We start from the raw sequence: 20658 nt of genomic DNA on the forward strand, positions 1-20658 counted from the left end.
TTTCTTATTTCTGATACTAAAAAATCCATCATACATAAAGCTTTTGAGGTGAACATTTTGGACTTATTTGATGAATGCTTAGAAGCTCTAGGGAAAAACAAAGAAATCTTATCAGAGGAATTAACGGCAAAATATTATGAACTGCTTTCAAACAGTTTTCCCTTTACATCTTGGGGACGAATTAAGTGGGAAGAAGTTTGTTGTCACCAATCTATAGATTACGAGGAAGAGATTTACGATTGGCTAGCTAAAAAACATTTTAAAGATAGAAACATTATCATCCTTTGGGGTTATGGAGAACAGCCAGCATTAAAAACCAGTATTGAGCATGCATTAAATGTAATTGATGATGTAACTGCCGTTGGATCAGATACTTTTATGTTTAGTGAATCTGGCTACGTTATCGAATTTTTTCATGATAGCGATGTTACAATTGGAAAGTCCCCTTTCATTGAAAGGATTAACAAATAGGTAAAATGACACAGATCGAATGATTCATTTCCACCCTTTGATTCACATAATAATTAGTTTCATCATTCTTCCATGGTAATATTTTGTTATATGATTAAATGAGAGGGTATGATTATGAAAGTCTTTGAAGCTAAAACACTTATGTCTGAAGCTACAGAACGCGCCAAAGAATATAAAGAACTAAGGACGCAAATGGTCAACTTGAGAAAAGCTTTACAAAGCGTCGCTGAACTTGACGACAGCGAATTCTCAGGTAAAGGCGCTAATAACATTAAAGCATTCTATCACGATCATGTTGGTGTCACTGATCAATGGATCGACTACATTGACATGAAGATCGCATTTTTTAACAGCATTGCCGGAGCTGTCGAGGACAAGGGCCTCTCTGATGCTTATATTGAAGAGTCTTTTTTAGAACATGAACTGGCTAACGCCCATAAAAAATCAAAGTCAATCATGTCTGAACAGAAAAAAGCCATGAAAGATATTCTAAACGATATCGACGACATCCTTCCCCTCGACTTGTTTTCAACAGAAACCTTCAAAGATGAGCTTGCAGATGCCAATGATAAACGCAAAAAAACAATTGAAAAACTAGGTGACCTTGACGAAGATTTACTGACAGAATATGCCCTGTCAGAACCTAATGAACAATTCATCAAGTCAGATTTCCAAAAGCTCCAAGAAGCAACGGGAAAAGGCAAAAACGCTACGCCCATCCACTACAACGCCAAGGCGTACCGTGAGAGTGATATACATAAGAAAAAAGGCGATATTGAAAAGCGAACGGAAGCTTATTTGACGATTAAAAAGAAAGAAGAAAAAGAACGGGAAATTAAAGATTTAAAGAAAAAGCTAGCTGACGGAGTGACTGACCCGGATGAATACTTAAAAATTGCCAAGAAGGTCGGCTATGAGAATCTTACCCCTGCACAGCTTGAATTTGTTTCATTTCTTGAACAGCGTAAAGCTTTCATGGATAACGGAAAAGAAGTGTTGCGAATCATAGGTGATGGCGCTAAAGGGGCAATTGTTGGTGTATACGATCTTGCCAAGGATACCGGTGAAGGAGCTATTCAATTCGGATGGAATATCGGTTGGACAATTGACAAACTTAACAAAGATCCTCAAAAAGTGCTGGATACAGTTCTGGAATACGACTATCAAGCTGCCTTTCAAAGCATGGTTGACACATTGAAGGATAATTGGGATAAAAAAATGATTCACGGAGATGCATACACGCGGCTACACTATGTTACTTACTTGGGCGGAAGTCTTCTGTTATTGAAAGGCGGAAAGTCTTCTGTCTCAACAGGCTCGAAGGATCTTGCTAAAGTTGGGAAAGCAACTAGTGAAAAGATTAAGAATGGCAATCTATCTGTCAAATCTTATGTTAATGGATACACTCCTGCATTAGAAGGGATTCTACAAGACGCCGGGAATACTATTAATGTTAAAAATACGCCGCTATTAAAGAGATTAGTTCAATCAAAGGATGATTTGTTTACTAAAGCCGCACCTTATACTTACAGAGATGAATACGGAAACCTCAAAACAGTCAACTTGAAAATGGGTCATCTTAAAAACGACAAACATCCTAAAACTGGAGTTCCATATGATAAAGACGGTTTCCCAATTTTCAAACCAAAATTTGATACGAAGATTGATTCTAATCTTTATAAGGAAAGCGATTATTTACAATTTAAAGATGCAACCTTAAAATTAAAGGAAGAAATCGAAACGGATCCTTTACTTAGAAATCAATTCAATGATCTTCAAATCGAGATGATAAAAGCAGGTGAAACACCGGACGGTTATACTTGGCATCATCACCAAGATCCAGGAAGGATGCAATTAGTTGACCAAAAGGTGCATCGGAAAACAGGCCATACAGGAGGCCGACACCTTTGGGGTGGAGGAAGTAAGAACAGATAGGAGTTGGACAATATGACAGAGTGGAGATTTGCCGAAGAGCCAATTGGGGAAACAACTGTTAAAAAAATCGAAAGGGCATTAGATATTAAGTTTCCAAAAGACTACATTACAACTATATTAAACAACAATGGGGCGCGCCCAAGTAAAAAGATATTTGACTTTGAAAATACAAAAGGCGCGGTTTTTAATCGATTACATGGTTTAACTGAGGATAGTTCAAGTTTTATTTTAGAGGTCTTTGAAGATTACCAGGATGGAAGGATGCTTCCTGGGATAGTTCCTTTTGCTTGTGATCCTTTCGGTAACGAAATCTGCTTCGATTATCGTCTGAATAAAGAGAATCCATCCGTAGTTTTCTGGGACCACGAGATTGCATATGAAGATCCAGATAAAGCTTTGAGTCATATATGTGATTCATTTACAGAGTTGGTTAATAAACTATACGAGGAATAAACGGATAAGACCTTTCCCCTTTCTTTTTGAGGAGAAAGCATTAACTGCTATCCGTTATAAAAAAAATAACATATGAAATATTCATACAAATTTAAAGAAGATCCATTTGGTGATTTAGGAATAGTATTGCCAGAAGAAGTCAGTATTTTCTCTGATTTTATTGAAAACATCGCTACAGAAGAACAAGCCAACGAATATATAGATTACATTGAGAAGGTTTCAAAAGGGATATATGAAGATTTTGAGATTGAGTTAAATGCTACAAGTGTTCTCATCAAGAAAGATGTGACAATTGTTGAAAACTCTTTTAGGATAGAAAAACCCTATGAAAACTCAATTGAAACCGATCAATTTAGAGAATTGTTAATAATATGGCGAGATAAAATTCCAGATATATTTAAAGGTTGAATAAAATTAAAACCCTTCTTACATTAAGAAGGGTTTTACATATCGAGGCGGAGATACCATATGGTTGAATGGGATTTCGGAGAGCATCCTGTTAGTAACGAGGAAATTATTGAAGTAGAAAACACGTTACAAGTAAAGTTCCCAAAAGATTATTTAGAATATGTCAAAATCTATTCTGGCGCTACCCCCTCTCCTGAAACTTTTGATCTTGAAGATAGGGAAGGAATTGCATTCGGATACTTACATAGCTTCCATAAAGAAAGTGAATCATATATAGTTAACGTTTCTAATCGTTATCGAGACGGCAGAATGCCAGATAAAGTAATACCGATTGCTGATGACGTGTTTGGCAATGAAATCTGCTTCGATTTTAGAAAAGGACTCAGTAGTCCTTCTATTGTATTTTGGGATCATGAAATGGCATTTGAAGATCCTGAAAGAGCTTTAAGTCCTGTATGTGATTCTTTTACAGAGTTGGTTAATAAACTATACGAGGAATAAACAGATAAAGCCTTTCCCCTTCTATTTGAAGAGAAAGGCTCTTTTTATTTAATACAAGGGATAACTTTGCCCGGTATATGACTAGTGGGAGGTAACCAATGCAAAGTATTAAATGGAGAAAACGACGCACTTTTCAAGAGGCGACAAACAGTCAGATCGAAGAGGTAGAAGAGAAATTAAAAATCAAGTTCCCGACAGATTACAAAGAATTCATTAAAGACCATAATGGATGTTCCCCTATAGATAAAAAGGTTGTTTTATTCCAAGATTCTCGAGAATCAATCAACAATTTACTGAGCATAGGAGATCCTACTCGGCCAATTGATCTCCTTAGTACCATTGATAATGTTAAAGACCGGTTAGTTGATAAGATCATACTTTTGCTACAGATGCAGGGGGAAACCTCTTTTGTTTTGATTACAGAATGTCTGCTCAAGAACCCGTAATTGTTTTTTGGGATCATGAGATAGCTTATGAAGATAAGGAAAGTTCCATTAGCTATGTTTGTGATTCATTTACAGAGTTGATTAATAAACTATACGAGGGATAAACGGATAAAGCCTTTCCCCTTCTTTTTGAGAAGAGAGTATTAAAAGGTGGAAAGCCCTTCTCGTTATGAGAGGCTTTAATTCGGTGGAAAAATGAAATGGATAATAAAAATAAAGAATTAATTAATTATTTCTTTAAGGTTATTGGTGATGAACGATTTATACGAATTTTAGAGAATTTCTCTAACGGAGAAGGTTATGGTATAGAGAATGTCTGGTGTGTATTTGCTGATGACTACGAAGAGTGGGAAGAAGATTACTTTGGAAATGAGGGTATAGCTTTTTATTTCGATTACCCAGCAGTCGAAGAAGATGAAGAAGTCATATTAGATTACGAAAATTTCTATAATTATTTAAATGAAATTGTTGGTCAATATGTAGAACGACACCCAGACAATAAATTAGAAGTAGAAAAATATATGGAAACCATTAAAGAGAAATATAATATTAAGCTATAAGGAAAAGCTGAATATTTCTATGTTGTACATTGTTATGTTATTTTGAAGCCCCATGAAATTTCTAAGGGGCTTTGTTCTATTTCAAGAAGGTTCTGCTTCAGCAAATGGTAAGGGTTATAACTGGACATAATTTATTCGGGGATAATGCAGTAGTCAATAAAAACACAGAGGATTCCAACTATATTGTCGCAATCCCATATAAAATTAAAAAATCTATTAAAGAAACAAGTGCAATTACCTTAGTATTTGATAAAGAAAAAGATTTTTTAAGATATCAAGAACTCATTGTTGAAAATCAAGATTCTTCTTCAGTTACCTACAGATATTATATTGATAATGAAGAGACTGCTACGGGGACTACACCAATTTCAGAAGGTGAGATTTCTGCACAAGGATGGTTAAGCTGTATGAACACTTGCTTAGCAAACCAAGGGCTAAGTAACTGGGCTATTGGAGTCTTCGCAGCATTATGTGGGGCTACCTGTGGCACGATCATCCTTTGCGCTGCTTGTATGAAGGACCTTTATTGGTATATAGCGTACAGATTATGAACTGCTTAGAAGATTGTGGGCCCAATAAATAACTAAACGAAATAAAGAAAGCCAAATATCCTTTGGGTACTTTGGCTTTCTTTATTTTTCTATTTACAAATGATAAAATTCTTCAAAAGAAACCAAGGGAGGTCTCCCTATTGCGATTAAACATATATACAATTATTTTCATTATTCTTGCTATAGCATCTAATTTAATTTCTATATTCGTATTTCATCAAGGTATTTTAGCGTATGTTCTTGCCATTATCTTTTTATTAGCCGCTGGATATTCTACAAAATTCACTAAACCCAAAGATCAAAATAAACCAAATTGACTAAAAAAGAGGGAGAAGAAAATTAATCTTCTTCTCTCTTTTTTTATGCCTTTTCCATACCTCATCAAGAATAAAAGCAACGATAATAACAACAACTAAAACAATTAATGTCACAGTGAAAGAAAAATTTTCTCTCACACTTACCATTAATAATGCCCCTAAAGTTCCAAATACAAAACTCATTAGTAATTTCACTGTAAAATCCATACCTTTCTTAATTTCCACTTAATTCAATTCAAAATTTAAACAAAAAATCCCAATAAGAGGTATATTATATACGGGCCCATATAACCAAAGAAGGGATGTTTTTTGAAGAAAGGTAGTATAAAAATTGTATTAGCTTTAGTAATGTCTTTTGTTTTGTTGATTCCTACGAACAGTATACTTGCTGCTCAACAAAATAACAATGAACAGAGCAAAGATATTACAGCACCAATAGTTCCAACAACTTTTTCTCAAAATGATATTACAACTTGTTCTTCAAACCAAGAGTCTAATCAAAATATAACTATCCAACGGCTTCCCGGCGATTATTTAAATTCATGCAAAATTGTTGCTACCAAAAAGTATGATAATGTGAAATATACAGATTGGGAAAATAAAATTATTCCAGCAATATAAAGTCTTCAAAGAAAGGCAAGAACAGAGCCTCGGTAGCACAAAATGTTGGTTCCTTTTGGTGTTAGCACAATTCAACAAAAGCTTAACTCCAGGTCAGGTTTTCAAGTTTACGAATTCTAAACTAACAGCAAAAATCCAGAGCTTTATCAACCTGAATTACCTTTGTCCTAAAGGAGTATACTTTGGTGATTAGGAGTGATTGTCTAATGGGCGTTACACAAGAAAATAAAGTAATTGCTAGAACAGTTTTAGGAGCTTTTGGAGGAAAACCGAAAATTACGAAATATTGGGACAATAACAAGAATAGCAGCATAGATATTTTATCGGTTAGTGACCAGCCTCAGGAAGATATCACGTCGTACTCAACTCTAGGCTTGTCGGATCATTCTATTAATTATGAGGTGAATGGCACCCCGTTACGGATAGAAATCGTAGCTGCAATGGAGTCAGTTTCAGACATATATGCTAATGTTTTATCAACTTGCGTCTTTAATATAATCAACTCAAATTTCTCTTGTGCACCAGGTGTTATTTTTAAAGATGTGATTAGTATGTATGATCAGGAAACCGATATGAAACATGTGATGTTCGTTCCCCCATTTCTCTGGGAGGAAGATTTAGAACTACTTGAATTTAGCAACAAAAGTGTTACTTGGCTAATGGCTATACCTATATCAGAAGGAGAATTGTAAATAGCTGAACAATACAGTCCAGACCATTTACAAGATCTTTTGGAATCAAAGCAGATTGATATCTTTGATATAAAGAGAGAATCTGTTGCTTAAATAACATTAATTCAAAATTGATGTTTTATTTAATAAAGAAGAGTACTATACAAGTCCCTCTTAATGGGGGCTTATTCCAACCAACCATATAAAAAAGAGAGGAAGTACCATGGATGAAAGTTATGATTTCTTAGACGAATTAGAAAATTTTTTAGGTGGAACATTTCATCAAGATATCCAATCGCCTGAACACGCATTAGACGAATTTATTGAGGAAATTAGTAGAGCAGGTTTGCTATTTACAGTAGAGTATTGCGAAGAGTTTCTAAATAGCAATCTAACTGAAGAAGAAAAGGAAGACATTATAAAGTGTAATACAGAAATATATTTCCCGGCAATTGGATTACCACCAAAAGAATGGTTGAAAAGTGTAATAGAACAACTAAAAGAAGCTATTTAAAAGAAACACTGAAAGGCCCCCATTTTATGAGAGGGCCTTTTTAATTCAAAGATGCTTCGGTTTCGCTATCTCTTTGAGGGCCATAAAGCCGTCAGCATGAGAAGTCAAAGAACAAAACATGTAAAATGGATTTAAATGAAATTAAACATATCCGCTGTGTACAATAATTCATACATACTTTAATCAATAATTTGTGTATTACAGTTGTTAAAAATAAAGACCCTCTTCAATATAAGAAGAGGGTTGTTTTTTCTAATTTTTGTGTACCTTTTTTCTTTCTATTACAAAAGATACAATGATGAGAACCAGAGCAACTGTTATATAAGGAGTATCATTATTTATATTTAATGTAAAAGATACAATGATGTAGAGTACTAATAACCCCACTAGGATGTAATTAATAATTTTATGCATTTTGATCACCCTGAATCTTTATTCTTTTTTAAATCATAGGAGTACAAGTCCATATGCTTCCATATTATTGGTTTGTTGCAATTCTTTTGGCTGTCTTTATAACCCGGTATATTAATTAAGTACATTCTTTTTTCAATTGCCATAAAGCTTACACCAAACTCATATGACAAAAGTAAATTCTTCATCAATTTTATTCAGCAAATAATTTTATGTTGCATTCTTCTAAGGTTTCAGTATCACAGGAATTACAAATAGTTGCTGATCATTTTGAAGGAGGCACCTCTTTTAAAATTTGGCTTATAGACTTATTTAAATACACATTCAGTATATGGAATACTACTATTATTACTTTTTTCCTAACTCTACCCATGGATGTTCATAGATCTAAAAAACGGCTTAGAACCTTTGTGGAATGAATGGGCACGCAAATAACAAATACACATTCTTTAGGTAAAAAAAGGCCCTTTAACAGAGGGCCTTCCTTTATTTCAATAATGCTTCAAGTTTTGCTCTCGTATCGGTCCATAGTTTCCATCAACAGAAAGAAAGCTCATGCATCTGCTGTTTTCGGACCATAAATGCCGTATATGCCGTTATTCTTTGCTCCTTTATCTTGGTAGAAGTATAGTACAGCCTGTGCTTTTTGAATTTTCTTTCGTTTTGTTTTCGCTCATGTTCATTAGCTCCTTTGAATTTAGGATTAAATGATTTAGACCAACAAAAAAGACAACCACAAAAATGGTTGTCTAGTGTATAATTATTCCTGTACATTTGCACGGCTAACTCAAAGGTGGACTGCTGGCTAAATCCCCTGAAAGGGGGTGATGCCTTGTGTCAACATTTCAAGCTCTTAGTTTAATGCTTGCGTTTGGGATGTTTATTCTCGCTTTGTTGACGTATTTAGACAAAAAGAAATAGACCACCCTTTGAGGCCTAGGAAACTTCTAGGGTAGGTCCATATCTAAATACACCTATAACCAGCGCTCCAAGAAGGAGCCAGCATTTGTACCAGCCGGAGTGTTGCCGCACTCCGGTATTTTTTATTTTATGCATTTCTTTTGAAAGAAATACATATTTCTATTTCACCCTAGTTGGATTACTTCTAACGTAATCTTACCACATTTTTTCTTGAATATCTCGTGAGAGTTTCGTCATTTTTTACGCAAGCTTTTCGTAATCTGTTTCGTGATTTTGTAAAAGTGATTAGAATGTAGATTTTAACTGCTCAGGAACATCGAAGTCCTCAAAGGTAAATGGTACCATTTCCTTTCCTGTAATTTTAGCAGAATCAAAGCCCACATCATAAAAGATGACTCGTTCAGTGCCACGCCCTGAAGATGCGTCATCCAGAACAGCTTGTAAAGTGAAGTAAAGACCATTTCCCTTTTCACATAGTCCATCATAATAAGAACAAATTGAGGAGTCACTTTATAAAAAGTGGCTATCCCTGTTCCGTTTACTCTAGTCGTTTTATGCCCTGTCATCCGACGCCCCCATGATATTGACCTCGGATTTATTTTTCTCCACGTTGGCTTCAAACGTTTTATAAGGGCCATTTCTTCTCCATCAAGAAACAACCTGCCCTCTTTAACAGAAATAGTGTTTTGCGCTTTTAATGCCATTCTTATTTCACGTTCAAGAACGTTGCATGACGACCCCAAGAAAATTTGAATTCATACTCTTCCTCTTCGACTTCGTTTGTCTCAGATAGCACAGTTTTTTTTTTCAATTCTTTAATCATTTCCTGCTTATCAGAAACGAACATGATCTTTTGTGCCCTTATAATTGCAACATATTGGATTTGTATTTGGTTCCAAATCATATCGACAGGTGAGCGATCCTTAATTTCTTCCATTATAGAGAGTGTGTCTTTAGGTAAGAATTTAGAGAAGAAACCATGAGTCACAGCGTTTTGATTTCTCAGTGGAGCTGCACCACCTTTATTTCCTAATGCATTTTTATTTCCAAGCGGTGCTCTTCCTCCCTTATTTCCTTTTGCATTTTTGTTCCCTTTAGGTGCGCCTCGACGTAAAAGAGCGCTCCCTTTTATTTTTTCTTCCCATTTATCGTTTGTTTTCCATTTTCGGACAGTGCTACTTGTTACGTTTAATTGCTCAGCAATGTCTTTTAACTTCTTACTCCCGCCGCTCTCTTCCCACAAACGAAAAGCTTTGTCTCTGCGTGGATCTCGTGGTCTTGGCATTACATCTTACCCACCTCCGGACCTCATGTTTGAGTTTGTGTTTGTTTTAATAGTTTTTGCTGATGTATCTGCTATTACACCTTTAGACAAAATATTCATTTTCTCTTATTTAGACTTAAATCTATGTCGAAAATTATTGTTTGACATATCTTATACTAACTCCACTAAAAGAGGTGATAACATGTCAAATGGTTACAATAGCTCCTTCGTGTTAGTTGTGGTGTTGTTCATCCTGTTAATCATTGTGGGTGCTTCATTCCTTTATTAGTCTTGAAATATTTTAATCTACTATTAAAGGAGGTAACTATATGGGAAACACAAATGGTTATGGTAGCACCTTCGCATTAATCGTAGTGCTATTCATTCTATTAATCATTGTTGGTGCTGCATTCCTCTATTAGTCTTTGGCACTTTAATCCAAAGCGGCCTTTTGGATTTCACCTCCCTGTACGAAGACGCCATAAGAAGTTTTTATGGCGTTTTGCTATGTTATTAACAACGCTCTTAAATTGCCAAAATAGGAGAGACAATAAAAAGAGAGGCCACTTTAAAACCTCTCTTTTAATTAATTGTTTTCGGAAATCCCTAACAACAAGGTTTTCCGCAATACTTATGATGCTCAGTGACAGGATCGTAACTTGAGTAACTATGCGGAAAGTAATGAACATGCTCATAATGTTGATGATTCACGCTAGTTGTATGCTGCGGATGAATGTGAGGAACAATTGTATTTGAGAACGTATGATGTTCACAACACTTAGTCGGATGCACAATTGGAGGTAAAATTTTGCAATGATGCATATTTTCTTCTCCCTTCATTATTTTTTATCTGTTATAAACTATGTTCAGAAGCATCTAATAGTACTATTACAACCACCTTATTTACTGCTCCATGAGGATTTATCAAACAAAATCATGCACATCACAACAAAAGCTGTATAGATTACTTATTAGAGCAACTCTCCACATAAATATCCCATCGCTCTGCCCCACGTTTCTCCAACTCTTTATGATCAACGTGGGGTTTTATTATGAAAAGCGCTCTTCAATATGAATAGAACCCATTTTTCTTGGAAATAATCCTCCTACGAACGAATGCACCCGTTATTAGTGAATTCGCTCTAAAAGCCTCGTTTGATAGAGCACATTCAACCCTTATCATCATCAAACATGAGGCTTTATTTTGTTTTTGTCGGGAATATTAATTTTTACGCAATACTGCTGGTGTTTTATCACCCGAATTAACTGTATAAAACCTCCCAGTTGAGTTGATCCTCGCTTATCGCTGGGGGATTTTCTCATTCCATGAATGTAGTGGTGACGCAGGAATAATCCGCCGCGCCGATCCTGCCTCCCATTTTACACTACAGATTTATTCAGATTCAACAAGCGCTCAAAGTGGCAATCTTGGCATAAATGGCTGATGAACTCATCTTTCATTTTGCGTACAGTTTCCCTTGAAATGCCAAGATGAAGACCTATTGCACGATAACTCATCCCCTCCATCATGCAATCATAAATAACTTTGTGCTGCTCCCCTTTGATCTTTTCTGCCCCCAACTCAACCGCATAGACTCGTTCTTCATAATACTTAAGACGTTTGAAAAGACGTTCCTCTCTCATTCCATTTGCCGCAATTCTGCCTGACTCTTCCCGGGACTTCCTTTTGGCATAGCTGATTCTAATCCATATTGTGCAACACTCCAATTCTTCATGGGAATTACTGAACCATAGAGTACCCTCTGCAATCGATGAACCTCTTTTACCATCCAGTGATAGCTATTGATAAGATTTTCAATGTCTTTTCGATTCATGGATATGTCCTCCTTTTTAACGAATAAAAAAGAACACCAAACAAACAGCGTAAATGCTGTAAGTTCAGTGTCCGCAGGCTTTCCATCTTGGACTAAGAAACAATTTGGTAATCCCTTTTATACTCGGTAGAATCATTTTGGTTTAAGTCTTCTCGCATAGCAGACAACAATAATTTATATTCTTCCTTAGAATCCTTCCCTGGACTTTTAACTGCTTTAAAAAAATTATCTGCTGCATCACATACCTTATCTGATCCCCAAAGTGACAATTTATCATAAGTCTCTAAAGCTAGCGCTCTCACCTTTGATTTATCTGCATCTTCCACTCTATCTGTAATAAAGAATTGAAGTCCCTTGCACAAATCTTCGTATATCTCCCTTTTACGTTTAAGCATCTCTAAACGTTGTTGTGATTCTATGCTTACTTCTGATTTAATAGCTTCTAATTTTTTTGCTCCAAAGTAATAAACACCAAAGCCCACTAATATTGTAGCAGAAGCATTTATTAATGCATTTATTAACCCTGCTTCTAAAGCTGAATTCATTAAAAAAGTCACTCCCATTTAATTGATATAAAAATTTATATAGACAACCATTCAAATCTATCGCAAAACTAATACTCAAACCTGCAATATTTTAATGCTGAAGGACAATAAATTTCTAATGGTTTATCTATAAGAGAATTATCAATATTTTTCCATAACACTCTGTATTCTTTTTGATTTTTATATCTAATATCTTTAATTAGACCTGGGATTATATTAAAATTAGGGTCTTTAGCTTCGAATTTTAGTTCTCGATCAGTTAAGTATGTACATTTAGCAGCAGTCAATAAAAATTTCTTTTTCCTTAACATGCATTTGTTTAGTTCGGTTAAAAATTGAGGGAAGTTTTCTATAATAAGACATGATCCCCCAAACTCTTTTTTAACATAATCATCATACTCCTCACAAAGACAATAGACGTAACAGTTATCATCTACCTCTTCAGTAATAAAATTACCCCCTGTGAGTTGGATATTACTTACTCCTTCAAAATTAAAAAATTGACTCAAATGAGCACCAAGAGGTGTATTCAAATCATTATCGGTAAATATATGTGAATTAAGAGTGACGTTCTTTGAAGCATGTCCCTCTAAATCATCTCCAATCACACTTCCATGTCGACTTTCAGGATAGTTATTTAAATGATTAACAAAAATCTTCTTTGTTGTTTCCAATTTTCTTAAAAAACATGGTTTCATAAATTTATATGCTTTGTGGGGTACAGTAATCGACCTCATTCTAAAAACTCCCTTTTATTCATGATTATAATCACAATTCCATTTTATTTAAATTTTCACACTATCATTCCATTCCTTCAACTTATTTTACTCACTCTACTGAGTATTTAAATTCTAAGTTTAATACCGAAATGTAGTATACAATTACAATCCATATCACAGAGTAACCGTTCACAAATAATTAACATTTATTTACAAGGAAAAACTTAACTAATGGTGAACTATACTAATGCACACAAGAAAATTAAAGGAGTGTTTTAGAATGAAATTAAGAAAATCTGTAGCATCCCTGCTTGCGGTCTCTGCTTTATCCTTCTCTATTGGTGGTATAGCATCTGCTCAAGAATCAGTTCAATCTAATCAACCCATGCATTTGAATTCATTATCAGAAGATGCCCCTTTTAAAACGATGGCTAGAAGCGTAACTATTAACGTAGGCAAATCTTATCCAATCGATGATAATGCTTCTTGGGCTGTCGTTGTTAAGGGGTCTCAGTATGTCGAAGTATCTGGTCGTGAAATTATTGGTTTGAAAGACTCAGGTAGTAATAAAGCAGAAGTTTGGATGTATAAATCAAACGGTGCTTTATTAGGAGCCCTTTATGTTACAGTTAGAAAATAGGATCTAAGAGCCTCTTTATAGAGGCTTTTAATTATATTCAATTATTAAAAACATACAGAGTTCTAATAATCCCAACTTCTAACCGGTTAACTGTTCACTTACAACCAGTTTCATGCTTATTTATGTTAATAGTAATGTTTCCTTAATTTATCCCCTCACCTTAAACCCAATCTCATGATCAACCCGCGCAAAGCTCCCCCTTTACAGTTTGAATAACAGTTTTACCGTGCTCAGGAGCATCTAAGACATGTGCTGTACCTTGATTCCCATCTAAAACAATGATCTTAACTTTTCCTGGATCAATTTTCTGCTGAATAGTGAAGTCTTTTTTGATGTTTATTTCTCTTGGATTGTACACTCAAAGGTCCCCCCTGTGTTTTGATAGAAGTACCAGTTCATATCGAGAACACTGAGGCTAAGCGCTTCGGTGTGTTTTATTTTTAGGCAGAAACCTCTTTTAACATGATTTCCACCCTCGGCTCTTCGCTATAAAACTTACTGACTTTCAAATCCACCACCTGATTATCATCTTTGTATATCAACTGATTCAAAGCACTTTCACACCCTTTACATAGTTATCAACATCAGGCTTTGTAGTAGGCCGCAAAAGACCATTTTCAGCTTTCTCTTTCTTCTTTTTTGAGTTTGAAACTGACTTAGGCATTGGTCTGTACACTTTGAAACAGGACCAGTAATAATTGTTTCTGGTCGATGCTGAGACGCAACCAAAGCTACATACTGCTTAAAATACTTTGATTTCGCTGGATTTCGCATATGCACCTTCCCATTTCTCGTATTGATCCACGCGGCTGTCCTTGCGCGACTGGCTCTCCATAAACAGTGAACTTAATGCAATCCAACTATTCTTTACCTCCCGTCAAGCTGTTCCCATAGCTCAATTTCTTTTTCTATTCTCGGTGCGGAGAGTAAAATTGCCAGCAGAGACACGACTGCTTTAAGCACTCAGCATCCGCTCCATTTGCTTTATTTTTTCCTCAAGTAAACGGATTGTTGGTGTAAGATCTTTACCTTCAGTTGGATTTGAAGGTCCAAATATATAAAGTCCACCAATTACTTTCACATTCGTTTCCTCCTTCATTCCCAATCATCTAACCTATGATTTAATTGCATTCGATCGCCTTTAATAATCACTATGTAATCACGACACATCTGGTGAATCCGTGAACCAAGAGCATCGTCTATATCCAAAATCTCATCGACTGTTAACTCAGAAGAAATCAGCAAAGGCTTATGATTCAAGTATCGATAATTAATGACCGACTGGATTTGTTCAACCTGCCAATCGGTTGCCCTTGGATGACCGTTTATTGGTTTAAATAAGTCATCAATGAATAGAACTTCGATCTTTCTCATGGCATCGAGTTTTACAACTAAGTTGTCAAGTTATGCCAGCAATACTTATGATAATCTTCTGGAATCATGGTACTTGCAAGGAAAGAAAACTGCTCCTAAACCCGTTTAATCTAAACACAAAAGAACCGCAACTGGCGGTTCTTTTAGTATATATTCCTATTTGACTTCATTATTATTGGACAGTACCATAATCAAAATCAATATCTTTCTTGTCTAAATCTCCCTCAAAATTTTTAGCATAAGTCATTGTTAAATGTACGCTTTTATCTATCCACCAAGTTCCATCATCAGTATTAGTATCCCAAGTAACATCTATATCTCTTCCCAAATTCTCAAAAAACACCAAATTTCCAACAGATACTGTTTTTCCGTTGATTTTGTAATATATTAGAACAATTTTCTTATCAAATATACCTGTCCCGTGCTTTACGATTGTTAAACTATAAGGCTTATTAGGACATTGCTCTTCAAGTATAACTTCAGAATTTAAAAATAAAACATAACAAATGAATAGAATTGGTACAATCGTTAACCTTTTTAATACTTTTTTATTGATATTTAACCTCTTCAACATAGTCCTCCCTTTTTAACAATCCATTTCATTTGGGATACACCCCCATCATCGAAGGTATTTCCTATGAAAAATGATTTTGAAGCTCATAGGAACCCTTACATGACAGGGTTTTTGTTGTTTTTTCATTGTCTATTAAGATCTAAATCAAAAAAAGCTATAAAAAATAAGGAGTGATACATAATTATACATGACTAATATGTATCACTCCTTTAGTTTTTGTTCAATAATCGCCCCCGATAGTGTGATAAGAAATAGCAAAAGAACTTGCTATTTCTCAAATACATCCACCAAATGTTCAATGTTAGTTTGTTTTTCATACATACTAATAATAAAAGTAAAACCTTATTAAAACTTTACAAGACAAACTGAATCGACTATAGTCTAATTAGACTAAAATATTGATGTAAAGAAGTGAAAAATTAGATGATAAAGTCTTTTTTAATGTTGGGGCAGTCGAATATGGCGGGCCGTGGATTTTTGAATGAAGTAGACCCGATCTATAATGAAAAAATAAAAATGCTGCGCAATGGACAGTGGCAGATGATGACAGAGCCGATTAATTACGACCGTCCGGTTTCCGGCGTTGGCCTGGCGGCATCTTTTGCAGATGCTTGGTCGAAAGCTCATCCTGATGAAGAAATTGGCTTGATCCCTTGTGCCGAAGGTGACAGTTCATTGAATGACTGGCATCCGGAAGGCATCCTTTTTCAGCATGCTTTGTCCGAAGCCCGCTTCGCCCTCCGGTCCAGTCAAATTTGTGGAATCCTTTGGCACCAAGGTGAGAGTGACAGTTATCGTTCGCTACATGAAACTTATTACGAGAAATTAACTCTTATCATCGAGACGCTAAGAAACGAGTTGGAACTTGATGAGGTACCGTTGATTATTGGAGGGCTTGGTGACTTTCTTGGAAAGACCGGTTTTGGACAGCACGCGACTGAATTTCGACAGGTTAATGAACAATTGCTGCGTTTTGCTAATGAACAACAGAATTGTTATTTTGTTACTGCAGCAGGTTTGACTGCGAATCCTGATGGCATTCATTTAGACGCAGCTTCACAACGCAAATTCGGTTACCGCTATTTCGAGGCTTTTTCGAAAAAGTACCATATCCTGAAACCCATTTCGGGAGAGGAGCAATCGCTGAAAGTGAATGGTGACTATTCTAAAACAGAACAGATTTACCTTCATAGTATGGATTTGGCTTCGGGTAAAATTACGTACGCGGAATTTGAGGCGCGGATGGCGAAGGTGATGAAACCATGATTCCCTTACTTATCCTTGGCTTGCTAATCCAAAACCCCGGAGCTCACGGCTATGAACTTTTGGCCTTAATGGAAAAACGTCATTACAAATACATTGTTAACTTCACGAAAGGTTCATTTTATTACAATCTGCAGCAGCTTGAAGAAAAGTGTTTTATTGAACAGATTGAGCAGAAACCCTCAACCAGCGGGCGTGAAATCCGTAACTACAAAGTCACAGATTCGGGAAGGGCAGAATTCGAAAAATTAATGATCAAATACGGCGCCAAATCGGAATATGTGAACCTGCAATTTTATGGGGCGTTACTCTTTGCAGATGAATTCGACAAAAATAAATTACTGGATCTGATCCAATCACAAATCGATCAGACTAAAACTCGAATCGAGCTCCTTGATGAATACCTGTCCATCACTCAAGAAATTCCCGGCACAATCGATTACTTTCGCCGTATGAACGAAAATTCCCGTTCACATCACTTGGTTAATTTAGAGTGGTTTGAAAAATTGAAAGCAGAAATAGAATCAACTATTGCAGAATAAAAAAATGCAAAGTTAAAAATAAGAATATTAGTTACCTACATATAAAACCTGTGTCGTAGATATTTAGTAACATCTTTTATACAGGTTTTATACTCCTTCTTTAATTAAACCAGTAATAGGGTTGTCAGCACTTGCCCCCAACAAGAGCAAGTGAATCAGCTCCGTGTTCTTCTTTTTCAATCGCTAGCCGTTAGTTTAATTAGAATTCAAATAATCCAAGACGCGGTGAACTCTTTCGCTGACTGAGCAATCGCCTTCAATTTTTAACACTGGACAAGATAAATCTGCCATCCAATGTTCATGCAAAGCTCTACTTCTGACTTCCATTCCAGCAGTATCATATAAAGAAGCCCACTCTAAAAATGCTTTTGATTGTTCATATTTACTGCCACCGGCTAACACTTCATTTCCATAACGCTGAAATTCCCTATGCCTTAATCTCTCAAGCCGTATATCTTGTGGAATCCATAAGAAGACGACAAGGTCAAAATAACTTTTTAGATTATCGCCCCAGCCACACACTGCACCAGAAAGAATCCATTTCTCATTTATTGTTAAGTCTTTTTCAAGCAACCTTTTTCTTTCAGGAATTTCTCTTTTTTTAGTGAATTTATCTAACCAATAGTAATCATCAGTATCGAGATGCGTATGAGGCAAACGCTTTGATAATGCAGCACCTAATGTAGACGTTCCGGCACCAGAGGCTCCCAATATGTGAATATTTTTTTTCATACTTCCCCCTCCTTATTAAGCAACCAAACTCCCTGTTGCATAAGGTACTTACTATTATTTTGACATAAATCCCTAAAGACCTTTACTTTTCTAGAGAAATCCAGATGCGTGTTAAAATCATCATACTTACGAAAACAGTCATTATTAAACGGATTCATATTCCATCTCCTTAGACGCATTTTTCTATGAAAAAAGTCTTAATTTCCATATAATATTTAAACGAATCCAATTTTTAGATTGTCTTCTTTAAGGAGGTTTTTCATCTTGAGGTATACAAACAGTCATTTAGAGGATTGGATTGAAAACTTATACAGACAGCGGAATTTATAACATATGCTTGGACAGCCGAAAAAACCGAATTGAACAATAGTATGATTTTGCTCATGAATTTTGCCATATATATAGACATGAAGGCGATAAAAAAACAATGCCTGCAACTTGGACTGATTATTTGGATTGGCAGTCCAATTATTTTACATATCACTTTTGCATTCCAACTTTCATGTTGCGTAATATTAATCTTTCGTACATACAATCACATGCAATTGAAAATGTAGCTTGGTTATTTAAGGTATCCCCTTCATTTGCTAAGAAACGTTTGAGCATTTATTACAGGAAACTGACTCAACATTTATTTAATCAAACAGTTACGGGAAATCTGTGCACCCCCCTTTTGTAATTAATAATGAAATCCTCATGCATTTGCGTGCATTGAAAAAAACAAAAAAAGACGTCTCCCTTCACGATCCGATCGGGCAGGATAAGGAAGGGAATGAAATAAGCCTGATTGACGTTTTGAAATCAGAAAACGAAGACGTGATAGATACGATCCAGCTCAATATGGAGCTTGAAAAAGTGAAACAATACATTGACATTTTAGATGACCGTGAGAAGGAAGTGATTGTCGGGCGGTTTGGACTTGATTTGAAGAAGGAAAAAACGCAGCGAGAGATTGCCAAAGAACTCGGTATCTCACGCAGCTATGTATCGCGGATAGAAAAGCGGGCGCTGATGAAGATGTTTCATGAGTTTTATCGGGCAGAGAAGGAAAAGCGGAAGAAGGCGAAGGGGAAATAATGCAGAAGAGGCCGGATCTCATATTCCGGCTTTCTCTATTTCATTAAAGTTTTTTTAAAAAGAAAATAGAGAAAAAATATATAAAAGAGTGATGAAAATCAGTTTTGTCATCACTGATAAACTCTTCGAGAAAAGCGTCTGGATCATAGCAGATGGCTTCTCTCTTATGGGGCGTTACTTCCCTCCATCAAGCGATTCTAAGCCGGACGTTCTAAAAGCTCTCCTGAGAAAATCCTTAGATCGGTATACTTCAGTACATTCCTAGTCACTGCTTTCTTTATAGAGGCCTCATCTATGCTGTCGATACCCTTACATATATGACTATCACAATGAGAGGACTTTTAATGAATATGAAGAATCAGTTAAAAAACATTGGTTAGCAGCAGTTCGTTTTAAAGAACTACTCATTTTATTTCTTCTTCAATTAAATCACTGATCGTTTAAGTACAATTCTTCACAATCTCTTCTGTTGACTCCAATCCCTAATAAGTGCTCCTCCAGTACGGTGACACATATAGAGGGACGAGAAAATTTCATTAAAACTGCCCATCCGATGGCGGGCAGCTTAATTATTACCTCTCCTGTTCCTTTATCACCCTCTCAATCCCATATAAAATCAGTTTCAAGCCAAACTCAAATGCTCTGTCAGTCCCCATCAACTCAAACAGCCCGTTCGTAAACATCCTCCGGAATAATCCCGCATCTGTCTCGCTCATGGAATCAAGAAGGCGTATCATCTCCTCCCCCGGATGCTCTTCTTGGTCCTTTAGGATAGCAGTGACATTGCGCTCATGCTGATAATCGTCTAAAACGAAGTAGAAGACATAGTTTACAAGCGTAGTAACCACTTGCATTTTCTGCTCTTGCTTAAGTGGTGTTGATTCCACGCAGAGTAACATTCGGTTCGTGAATCGGATGATGTCCGGTTCATGGGGCAGCGTCATCATCATGAGCTGCGTAGAGCAAGGATATCGGCTGAGCACGTTCCGTACCGTTATCGCAAGCCCCATCAGCTGCTCCTTCCAGTCTCCCTCGGAGCGGAACTCCTCCAGAATCATACTCGATACTTGGTTAGCCAGACGCTGGTAAAGCTTCTGTTTGCTCTTGAAATACCAGTACAGAGAGGGAGCCTGAATCCCTAGCCTGTTGGCCAATCGTCTCATGCTGAATGTTTCGATGCCTCCCTCCCCAAGAAGTTCCCACGAGGTTTCTAAAATCTTTTCCTCTGAAATCTGAGGCTGCTGCTTTTTCATATTATCCGTCCTTTTATCTAACAGTGTAAGTTTTTCTTTACAGGTTTATAAAATGATGAT

24 protein-coding genes and 11 pseudogenes are annotated in these 20658 nt (G+C 36.1%); 20 read left to right on the forward strand and 15 right to left on the reverse strand.

The window, feature by feature from the left end; genetic code table 11:
- The first annotated feature begins 57 nt into the window (after positions 1-57).
- From ACFVP7_RS14480 to ACFVP7_RS14520, 9 genes and pseudogenes are all read left to right on the forward strand, one after another.
- A pseudogene (locus ACFVP7_RS14480) lies at positions 58-217 on the forward strand (hypothetical protein).
- A gap of 368 nt (positions 218-585) precedes the next feature.
- Positions 586-2406, forward strand: coding sequence for a T7SS effector LXG polymorphic toxin (locus tag ACFVP7_RS14485; protein ID WP_396582359.1), 1821 nt, complete (start codon positions 586-588; stop codon positions 2404-2406).
- A gap of 12 nt (positions 2407-2418) precedes the next feature.
- Positions 2419-2859, forward strand: a complete 441-nt coding sequence (locus ACFVP7_RS14490) for an SMI1/KNR4 family protein (protein ID WP_076458154.1) — start codon at positions 2419-2421, stop codon at positions 2857-2859.
- Between the two features lie 72 nt (positions 2860-2931).
- Positions 2932-3267 carry a tRNA-Val4 gene (locus ACFVP7_RS14495; protein WP_076458155.1) on the forward strand — a complete coding sequence of 112 codons (336 nt, stop codon included), beginning with the start codon at positions 2932-2934 and terminating at the stop codon, positions 3265-3267.
- A gap of 60 nt (positions 3268-3327) precedes the next feature.
- Positions 3328-3768, forward strand: a complete 441-nt coding sequence (locus ACFVP7_RS14500; RefSeq protein WP_076458156.1) for an SMI1/KNR4 family protein — start codon at positions 3328-3330, stop codon at positions 3766-3768.
- Between the two features lie 98 nt (positions 3769-3866).
- Positions 3867-4214, forward strand: a complete 348-nt coding sequence (locus ACFVP7_RS14505; protein ID WP_396582362.1) for an SMI1/KNR4 family protein — start codon at positions 3867-3869, stop codon at positions 4212-4214.
- Positions 4193-4318 (forward strand): hypothetical protein, encoded by a 126-nt coding sequence (locus tag ACFVP7_RS14510; RefSeq protein ID WP_396582364.1) that lies wholly within the window; start codon positions 4193-4195, stop codon positions 4316-4318. The genes ACFVP7_RS14505 and ACFVP7_RS14510 overlap by 22 nt, the downstream gene beginning before the upstream one ends.
- A gap of 96 nt (positions 4319-4414) precedes the next feature.
- Entirely contained in the window at positions 4415-4774 is a 360-nt protein-coding gene (gene cdiI, locus ACFVP7_RS14515; RefSeq protein ID WP_338730601.1) for a ribonuclease toxin immunity protein CdiI, read from the forward strand.
- Between the two features lie 104 nt (positions 4775-4878).
- Positions 4879-5325, forward strand: a complete 447-nt coding sequence (locus tag ACFVP7_RS14520; protein WP_250629349.1) for a hypothetical protein — start codon at positions 4879-4881, stop codon at positions 5323-5325.
- A gap of 317 nt (positions 5326-5642) precedes the next feature.
- Here the strand turns inward: ACFVP7_RS14520 and ACFVP7_RS14525 are convergent, their stop codons facing one another.
- Complete coding sequence (locus ACFVP7_RS14525) at positions 5643-5867, reverse strand: hypothetical protein (RefSeq protein WP_162868992.1); 225 nt, start codon at positions 5865-5867, stop codon at positions 5643-5645.
- Positions 5868-5951: 84 nt separating this feature from the next.
- On the opposite strand from ACFVP7_RS14525, the gene ACFVP7_RS14530 reads away from it, so the two are divergent.
- The 3 genes and pseudogenes from ACFVP7_RS14530 to ACFVP7_RS14540 all read left to right on the forward strand — a co-directional run bounded on the left by ACFVP7_RS14530 (position 5952) and on the right by ACFVP7_RS14540 (position 7448).
- Positions 5952-6263 (forward strand): hypothetical protein, encoded by a 312-nt coding sequence (locus ACFVP7_RS14530; RefSeq protein ID WP_338730602.1) that lies wholly within the window; start codon positions 5952-5954, stop codon positions 6261-6263.
- A 206-nt stretch (positions 6264-6469) separates the two neighbouring features.
- A pseudogene (locus ACFVP7_RS14535) lies at positions 6470-7048 on the forward strand (suppressor of fused domain protein).
- 109 nt (positions 7049-7157) lie between these two features.
- Positions 7158-7448 (forward strand): contact-dependent growth inhibition system immunity protein, encoded by a 291-nt coding sequence (locus ACFVP7_RS14540; RefSeq protein WP_338730603.1) that lies wholly within the window; start codon positions 7158-7160, stop codon positions 7446-7448.
- Positions 7449-8345: 897 nt separating this feature from the next.
- Here ACFVP7_RS14540 and ACFVP7_RS14545 read toward each other — a convergent pair.
- Positions 8346-8517 (reverse strand): annotated as a pseudogene (locus tag ACFVP7_RS14545) (peptidoglycan-binding protein); the annotation flags it as partial.
- Between the two features lie 176 nt (positions 8518-8693).
- Here ACFVP7_RS14545 and ACFVP7_RS14550 point away from each other — a divergent pair.
- Complete coding sequence (locus tag ACFVP7_RS14550; RefSeq protein ID WP_072592549.1) at positions 8694-8780, forward strand: putative holin-like toxin; 87 nt, start codon at positions 8694-8696, stop codon at positions 8778-8780.
- 366 nt (positions 8781-9146) lie between these two features.
- Here the strand turns inward: ACFVP7_RS14550 and ACFVP7_RS14555 are convergent.
- Together ACFVP7_RS14555 and terS are read right to left on the reverse strand one after the other, a co-directional pair.
- Positions 9147-9484: pseudogene (locus tag ACFVP7_RS14555) on the reverse strand (phage tail tube protein); the annotation flags it as partial.
- A gap of 5 nt (positions 9485-9489) precedes the next feature.
- A pseudogene (gene terS, locus ACFVP7_RS14560) lies at positions 9490-10065 on the reverse strand (phage terminase small subunit); the annotation flags it as partial.
- Positions 10066-10246: 181 nt separating this feature from the next.
- Between terS and ACFVP7_RS14565 the strand changes: the two are divergent.
- Positions 10247-10333, forward strand: coding sequence for a YjcZ family sporulation protein (locus ACFVP7_RS14565; protein ID WP_073991391.1), 87 nt, complete (start codon positions 10247-10249; stop codon positions 10331-10333).
- A 40-nt stretch (positions 10334-10373) separates the two neighbouring features.
- Entirely contained in the window at positions 10374-10466 is a 93-nt protein-coding gene (locus ACFVP7_RS14570) for a YjcZ family sporulation protein (RefSeq protein WP_029318114.1), read from the forward strand.
- A 184-nt stretch (positions 10467-10650) separates the two neighbouring features.
- On the opposite strand, the gene cotD is transcribed toward ACFVP7_RS14570, so the two are convergent.
- From cotD to ACFVP7_RS14590, 4 genes and pseudogenes are all read right to left on the reverse strand, one after another.
- Positions 10651-10866 carry a spore coat protein CotD gene (gene cotD / locus ACFVP7_RS14575; RefSeq protein ID WP_076458314.1) on the reverse strand — a complete coding sequence of 72 codons (216 nt, stop codon included), beginning with the start codon at positions 10864-10866 and terminating at the stop codon, positions 10651-10653.
- 558 nt (positions 10867-11424) lie between these two features.
- A pseudogene (locus ACFVP7_RS14580) lies at positions 11425-11879 on the reverse strand (sigma-70 family RNA polymerase sigma factor).
- A gap of 92 nt (positions 11880-11971) precedes the next feature.
- Complete coding sequence (locus ACFVP7_RS14585; RefSeq protein WP_338730604.1) at positions 11972-12424, reverse strand: hypothetical protein; 453 nt, start codon at positions 12422-12424, stop codon at positions 11972-11974.
- 68 nt (positions 12425-12492) lie between these two features.
- Positions 12493-13161 (reverse strand): hypothetical protein, encoded by a 669-nt coding sequence (locus ACFVP7_RS14590; RefSeq protein WP_040082421.1) that lies wholly within the window; start codon positions 13159-13161, stop codon positions 12493-12495.
- A gap of 262 nt (positions 13162-13423) precedes the next feature.
- On the opposite strand from ACFVP7_RS14590, the gene ACFVP7_RS14595 reads away from it, so the two are divergent.
- Entirely contained in the window at positions 13424-13783 is a 360-nt protein-coding gene (locus ACFVP7_RS14595; protein WP_338730605.1) for a hypothetical protein, read from the forward strand.
- A gap of 147 nt (positions 13784-13930) precedes the next feature.
- Here the strand turns inward: ACFVP7_RS14595 and ACFVP7_RS14600 are convergent.
- The 5 genes and pseudogenes from ACFVP7_RS14600 to ACFVP7_RS14620 all read right to left on the reverse strand — a co-directional run bounded on the left by ACFVP7_RS14600 (position 13931) and on the right by ACFVP7_RS14620 (position 15731).
- Positions 13931-14141: pseudogene (locus tag ACFVP7_RS14600) on the reverse strand (XtrA/YqaO family protein).
- A gap of 82 nt (positions 14142-14223) precedes the next feature.
- Positions 14224-14643: pseudogene (locus tag ACFVP7_RS14605) on the reverse strand (RusA family crossover junction endodeoxyribonuclease).
- 95 nt (positions 14644-14738) lie between these two features.
- On the reverse strand, positions 14739-14888 hold the full coding sequence (locus ACFVP7_RS14610) for a hypothetical protein (RefSeq protein ID WP_076458162.1): 150 nt from the start codon (positions 14886-14888) through the stop codon (positions 14739-14741).
- Positions 14879-15184, reverse strand: a pseudogene (locus ACFVP7_RS14615) (ATP-binding protein); the annotation flags it as partial. The gene ACFVP7_RS14610 and the pseudogene ACFVP7_RS14615, both read right to left, overlap by 10 nt.
- Positions 15185-15329: 145 nt before the next feature.
- Entirely contained in the window at positions 15330-15731 is a 402-nt protein-coding gene (locus tag ACFVP7_RS14620) for a hypothetical protein (protein WP_396582369.1), read from the reverse strand.
- Positions 15732-16154: 423 nt separating this feature from the next.
- On the opposite strand from ACFVP7_RS14620, the gene ACFVP7_RS14625 reads away from it, so the two are divergent.
- On the forward strand, positions 16155-16997 hold the full coding sequence (locus ACFVP7_RS14625) for a sialate O-acetylesterase (RefSeq protein WP_338730607.1): 843 nt from the start codon (positions 16155-16157) through the stop codon (positions 16995-16997).
- On the forward strand, positions 16994-17536 hold the full coding sequence (locus ACFVP7_RS14630; protein WP_038429351.1) for a PadR family transcriptional regulator: 543 nt from the start codon (positions 16994-16996) through the stop codon (positions 17534-17536). Before ACFVP7_RS14625 ends, ACFVP7_RS14630 begins: the two co-directional genes overlap by 4 nt.
- A 195-nt stretch (positions 17537-17731) precedes the next feature.
- Here the strand turns inward: ACFVP7_RS14630 and ACFVP7_RS14635 are convergent, their stop codons facing one another.
- Positions 17732-18268, reverse strand: a complete 537-nt coding sequence (locus ACFVP7_RS14635) for an AAA family ATPase (RefSeq protein ID WP_181217211.1) — start codon at positions 18266-18268, stop codon at positions 17732-17734.
- 316 nt (positions 18269-18584) lie between these two features.
- Between ACFVP7_RS14635 and ACFVP7_RS14640 the strand changes: the two are divergent.
- Positions 18585-18947: pseudogene (locus ACFVP7_RS14640) on the forward strand (ImmA/IrrE family metallo-endopeptidase); the annotation flags it as partial.
- A pseudogene (locus tag ACFVP7_RS14645) lies at positions 18947-19345 on the forward strand (sigma-70 family RNA polymerase sigma factor); the annotation flags it as partial. The pseudogenes ACFVP7_RS14640 and ACFVP7_RS14645, both read left to right, overlap by 1 nt.
- Before the next feature lie 572 nt (positions 19346-19917).
- Here the strand turns inward: ACFVP7_RS14645 and ACFVP7_RS14650 are convergent.
- On the reverse strand, positions 19918-20598 hold the full coding sequence (locus tag ACFVP7_RS14650) for a TetR/AcrR family transcriptional regulator (RefSeq protein WP_043856860.1): 681 nt from the start codon (positions 20596-20598) through the stop codon (positions 19918-19920).
- Between the last annotated feature and the right edge of the window lie 60 nt (positions 20599-20658).

Origin of the sequence: Bacillus sp. SG20033 (assembly GCF_044570195.1) — a bacterium.
GTDB classification, from domain to species: domain Bacteria; phylum Bacillota; class Bacilli; order Bacillales; family Bacillaceae; genus Bacillus; species Bacillus subtilis.